The organism is Staphylococcus sp. AtHG25 (assembly GCF_003217445.1).
GTDB lineage: Bacteria > Bacillota > Bacilli > Staphylococcales > Staphylococcaceae > Staphylococcus > Staphylococcus haemolyticus.
Window position 1 is genome coordinate 1 of sequence record NZ_QJSN01000034.1, and the last position, 5,470, is coordinate 5,470.

Consider the following 5,470-nt stretch of genomic DNA (forward strand, 5'->3'; position numbering starts at 1 on the left):
GTTGCAACAATACTACCACCGTTTGGCATTATTTTCTTCGCTTCGTGCGCAACAATTGTTAATGAATATGAACTGATATCTTGCGCAAGTAAGAAACCTTCACGTGATGTTTCAGAGAAACGTCCACGTAAGTCTTCAATATTTGCAAATGCGATAGAGTGATATACGCCATCAATATTGCCTACTTCTTCGCCAATTTTAGCAAAACCATTTACTACATCTTCATCTTTTTGAACATCGATTTGATATAATTTTGGCTCTTCTTGGTTTAATTGTTCTAATAATTTTTCTAATTCTTTGCGGCTACGGTCTTTACGATAAGTGAAAACAAGTTTAGCCCCTAATTGATCTAATACCTTTGCAACGCCAAATCCGATACTACGTTTATTAGCAATACCCATAATTACGAAGGTTTTATTTTCAAGATTAATCATTCGAAATAACTCCTTAATCATCGTTTTTTATATCTTAATCTCACTGTACAAACAATGTAGACTAATCTAACGTTATTATTTTACCATTTTTGCTTCATAATTATAAAGCAATATTATTACCTGGTCATATAGGAAATAGGCTGGGACAAAATAAAATGTCTCAGCCTATTTTATCATTTTGTCAGAAGCTGACTGATTTGAAAATGCGCTTGAATCAAGCTTTTTTCAAACCTAGTCATCCTTGCCGGGGTAATACAACGAAATAAATTTTGAGAAAATATTATTTCTGTCCCACTCCCATTATTTTTTTTTGAATAGTTTAGAAAAGATAGATTGTTTTTGTTCATTTTTTTTTTGATGCTTTTGGAGTAATGATATCTTCTTTTGAATCTATATTATCAGTTTCTATTTTTTTGGTATTACTTAATATATTTTGGCTATTTAAATTCAAAGATTGTTCTTGTTTTAATGCAATTGTTAAATCGTCAATTTGTCGATTCTTTTGTCGAATTTCTGATTCTAAATGCTCTATGTATTTATCGATATAACTGCTATATTGGTTATTTAATGATTCTGTTTTGTTTGTCGATTTTTCATCAAATTTTGTCGATTCTTTTGTCGTTTTTTTATTTAAAATTGTTTTTAGATAATCTATTGTATTATCATCTATTAATGATTTGTTACCTACTTTGTTTACCTTCAAATTTGAAGGTAAACTTTTTAAATGATAATGAATTGTTTGTTTAGAGACATCTAAAAGTTCAGAAACTTCCTTTACAGTTTTCATCAAATAACTGGGTCTCCTTTACTTTTTCATTTTTTGTAAAAACGCTTGACGTTCTTCTTCTGTATACGCAGATGTCTTAGATGTGGTTGGTTCATAAGTGTTATTTTTTAACCATTGTGGCGTCATTTCACGGCTTATATATTGTTTTGGTTTGCCTGTACTTATCATATTAGATTGTCGTTTCGAATGAATACGTTTCTCAGGTTCAAAAGAAAATTCTAACCATTCAATCTTTCGTCCTTTTTTAGCTTTAATTTTATTAATATTGAGATTTTTAAATAAAAAGCCTAATTCTTTAATTATTGGTTTAAATACATACTTATCAATTTCACTCATTCGATAACTTTTCGGAATATCTAAACGTTCTCTGAAATCATTAATTTGAATTTTGAAATATCCTGTATGTTTATATTGCTTTAGTAATCTAAACATATTTTTTGCATAAGTTGATTTTAGTTGTGTCATTTCCTGTAGTTCAAATTTAGTGAAATCAGCAGTAATTGAATTGAGTATATGCTTCAAATCATTATTAACACTAATATGTCACTTTGCTTGATATATGAGAATTATTTAACCTTATAAATGAGAAAAAAGCAACGCACTTTAAATAAGATACGTTGCTTTTTCGATTGATGAATACCTATAATTAAACTATTCATCTATTATTTATGATTTTTTGTATATACAATATTTCTAGTTTGTTAAAGAGAATTAAGAAAATAAATATCGAAAATAATAGAGGGAAAATCAGTTTTTGATATCAAAATTATACATGTCAACGATAATACAAACTATAAGATGATATCAGTATTTATTATGCATTTAGAATATTAAAATTCCTTCATTACACTCTTGGCGGTTTCACTTATCAACTTATCATTTGGCTTATCACTTTTATTGTCTTTATTCGTAAAAATGACTAAAACAATAGGTTCAGATTGGCCCTTAGGATAAACAAAAGCAACATCATTTCTAGAAGCATATGTTATTGCTTGACCACTTTTATCAGCAACCTTACAGTCTTTTGAAACACCGTCTTTAATTAAAGTATCTCCGCTTTTATTATTTAACATTAAATCAAGTAAGAATTTTTTGTTTTCTTTGCTTAATTTTCCATTTGCGATAAGTTTATTTAAAGTCTTACCGAAAGCAGCAGGTGTTGAAGTATCTTTTTTGCTCTTTGGTGAATAATAATTTAATTCTATCTCATATCTAACTGGATTTGTTACTTTATCTCCTAGTCCTTTTAGACGTTGTTTAACTTTTTTGATCCCACCGATCTCTTTTATAATTTTATTGTTTGCTGTATTATCACTATATGTCATTGAAGCCTCAATAAGTTCTTTTAAAGTGATATCTTTTCCTACATATTTTTCTAAAATAGGAGAATAAGCAACTATATCATCTTTGTTAATATGTATTTTTTTATTTAACTTATTATAAGGTACTTGTTCTAACAAAATAGCACTATTTATCGCTTTTGAAGTCGAAGCATAGGCAAATCTCTTATCTGAATTAAATTTTACTTCCTTACCACTTTTAGTATCTAAAGCATAAACACCAATATGAGCATTATATTTTTTTTCTAAATCATTTAACTCTTTGGCATGTGGACTGTTTGAATTACATGCACTTAAAACTAAAGCAATTGCAATTAAAAATATTAACTTTTTCAAAATAAACCCTCCAATATTACAAATGTAATTTTTACGAATATATAATATTACATTTGTAATATTTGTGTCAATTATTTATTATAAATATTTGAAAGAAGGTGTCAAAATGGCTAAATTACTAATAACGAGCGTAGTAAGCTTTTGTTTTATATTTCTATTGTTAGTATTTTTTAAGTACATATTAAAACGCTATTTTAATTATAGTTTAAATTATAAAGTTTGGTATCTAACAGTGCTTGCTGGATTAATACCTTTTATCCCAATTAAATTCTCTTTTATAAAATTTAATAATGTGAATAATCAAGCGCCCACAGTTGAAAGTAAGTCACACGACTTGAACCATAACATAAATACCACCAAACCTATTCAAGAGTTCACAACAGATATCCATAAGTTTAATTGGGATTCAATTGATAATATCTGCACAGTTGTTTGGATAGTTTTAGTTATTATTTTAAGTTTTAAATTTTTGAAATCCTTATTATATCTTAAATATTTAAAGAAACAGTCACTTTATCTAAACGAAAATGAAAAAAATAAAGTAGATACGATACTTTTCAACCATCAATATAAAAAAAATATTGTGATTCGAAAAGCAGAGACTATTCAATCTCCAATAACTTTTTGGTATGGGAAATATATTATTTTGATTCCTAGTTCATATTTTAAAAGTGTAATTGATAAAAGACTAAAATATATAATACTGCATGAATATGCTCATGCTAAAAATAGAGATACTTTACATTTAATTATCTTTAATATCTTCTCTATTGTTATGAGTTACAATCCATTAATACATATTGTAAAAAGAAAGATAATTCATGACAATGAAGTAGAAGCTGATAGATTTGTTCTTAATAATATTAACAAAAATGAATTTAAAACTTATGCGGAATCTATTATGGACTCCGTATTAAATATTCCATTTTTTAATAAAAATATATTAAGCCATTCATTTAATGGTAAAAAGTCATTACTCAAAAGAAGATTAATTAATATAAAAGAAGCCAATTTGAAAAAACAGTCTAAATTAATTCCAATTTTTATTTGTATTTTTACTTTTTTGCTCATAGTAATTCAAAGCCAGTTTTTGATGGGGCAATCCATAACTGATTATAATTATAAAAAGCCCTTACAGAACGATCACCAAATTTTAGATGAAAGTAAAAATTTTGGTTCAAATAGTGGATCTTTCGTCATGTACAGCATGAAGAAAGACAAATACTATATTTATAATGAAAAAGAAAGTAGAAAAAGATATTCTCCTGATTCAACTTATAAAATTTATTTAGCGATGTTTGGACTTGACCGTCATATCATAAGTGATAAAAATTCACGTATGTCATGGAATCATAAACATTATCCTTTCGAGTCTTGGAATAAGGAACAAGATTTAAATACAGCAATGCAAAATTCAGTTAATTGGTACTTCGAACGTATTAGTAATCAAATACCAAAGAACTATACTGCGGCTCAACTCAAGCAATTAAATTATGGTAATGAAAATTTGGGAAGTTATAAAAACTATTGGATGGAAGATAGTTTGAAAATATCTAATCTTGAACAAGTAATAGTTTTTAAAAATATGATGGAACAAAATAACCATTTTAGTAAAAAAGCAAAGAATCAATTATCTTCTTCATTATTGATTAAGAAAAATGAAAAGTATGAACTGTATGGGAAAACAGGTACAGGTATAGTAAACGGGAAGTATAATAATGGGTGGTTTGTAGGTTACGTAATTACAAATCATGATAAGTATTATTTTGCTACACATTTATCAGATGGAAACCCGTCTGGGAAAAATGCTGAATTAATCAGTGAAAAAATATTAAAAGAAATGGGTGTTTTAAATGGCCAATAAGCAAGTTGAAATATCTATGGCTGAATGGGATGTTATGAATATAATATGGGATAAAAAATCAGTATCAGCTAATGAAATTGTAGTTGAAATTCAAAAATATAAAGAAGTTAGCGATAAAACAATTAGAACATTAATCACAAGACTATATAAAAAAGAGATTATAAAACGATACAAATCAGAGAATATTTATTTTTACTCATCAAATATTAAAGAAGACGATATTAAAATGAAAACTGCTAAAACTTTTCTTAATAAACTGTATGGAGGGGACATGAAAAGTTTAGTGCTAAATTTTGCGAAAAATGAAGAATTAAATAACAAAGAAATTGAAGAATTGCGAGACATTTTAAATGATATTAGTAAAAAGTAATTAGAGATATGTTTCAAACATTATACATATGTAAACTATACTTGACTCTTATTAAATTAGTTTTGTTAATAACATTTAAAATATATTAGTAAAGATGAGAGTGTACATAAAATAACCATTTTCTGTACACTCTCTTTTTATATCTAGATATATAGCTAGTATACATATTTTAGTGTTCAATAACCCAACAGAAAATCTATGTTCATAAATATGGTTAGAATTAAGTTATGGTACAATGAAAATCTACATAGGAGGTTTGTATTTTGAAAATAGGTTATGCAAGAGTCTCAACTGGTTTGCAAAATTTGAATTTGCAGGAAGATCGATTAAATCAATATG

General features: G+C 26.7%; 4 protein-coding genes and 3 pseudogenes. 3 read left to right on the forward strand and 4 right to left on the reverse strand.

The window, feature by feature from the left end:
* From BDW31_RS12165 to blaZ, 4 genes and pseudogenes are all read right to left on the reverse strand, one after another.
* A partial coding sequence (locus tag BDW31_RS12165; protein WP_142641293.1) for an SDR family oxidoreductase occupies nucleotides 1–434 on the reverse strand: 434 nt, incomplete at its 3' end.
* A 300-nt stretch (nucleotides 435–734) separates the two neighbouring features.
* Nucleotides 735–1,221: pseudogene (locus BDW31_RS12170) on the reverse strand (replication-associated family protein).
* A gap of 18 nt (nucleotides 1,222–1,239) precedes the next feature.
* Nucleotides 1,240–1,761: pseudogene (locus tag BDW31_RS12175) on the reverse strand (replication initiation protein); the annotation flags it as partial.
* 290 nt (nucleotides 1,762–2,051) lie between these two features.
* Entirely contained in the window at nucleotides 2,052–2,897 is an 846-nt protein-coding gene (blaZ, locus tag BDW31_RS12185) for a penicillin-hydrolyzing class A beta-lactamase BlaZ (protein WP_000733268.1), read from the reverse strand.
* Between the two features lie 106 nt (nucleotides 2,898–3,003).
* Here blaZ and blaR1 point away from each other — a divergent pair, with 106 nt between their 5' ends.
* The 3 genes and pseudogenes from blaR1 to BDW31_RS12200 all read left to right on the forward strand — a co-directional run.
* On the forward strand, nucleotides 3,004–4,761 hold the full coding sequence (gene blaR1 / locus BDW31_RS12190) for a beta-lactam sensor/signal transducer BlaR1 (RefSeq protein ID WP_001096392.1): 1,758 nt from the start codon (nucleotides 3,004–3,006) through the stop codon (nucleotides 4,759–4,761).
* Nucleotides 4,751–5,131 carry a penicillinase repressor BlaI gene (blaI, locus tag BDW31_RS12195; protein WP_001284653.1) on the forward strand — a complete coding sequence of 127 codons (381 nt, stop codon included), beginning with the start codon at nucleotides 4,751–4,753 and terminating at the stop codon, nucleotides 5,129–5,131. Before blaR1 ends, blaI begins: the two co-directional genes overlap by 11 nt.
* A gap of 263 nt (nucleotides 5,132–5,394) precedes the next feature.
* Nucleotides 5,395–5,470 (forward strand): annotated as a pseudogene (locus tag BDW31_RS12200) (recombinase family protein); the annotation flags it as partial.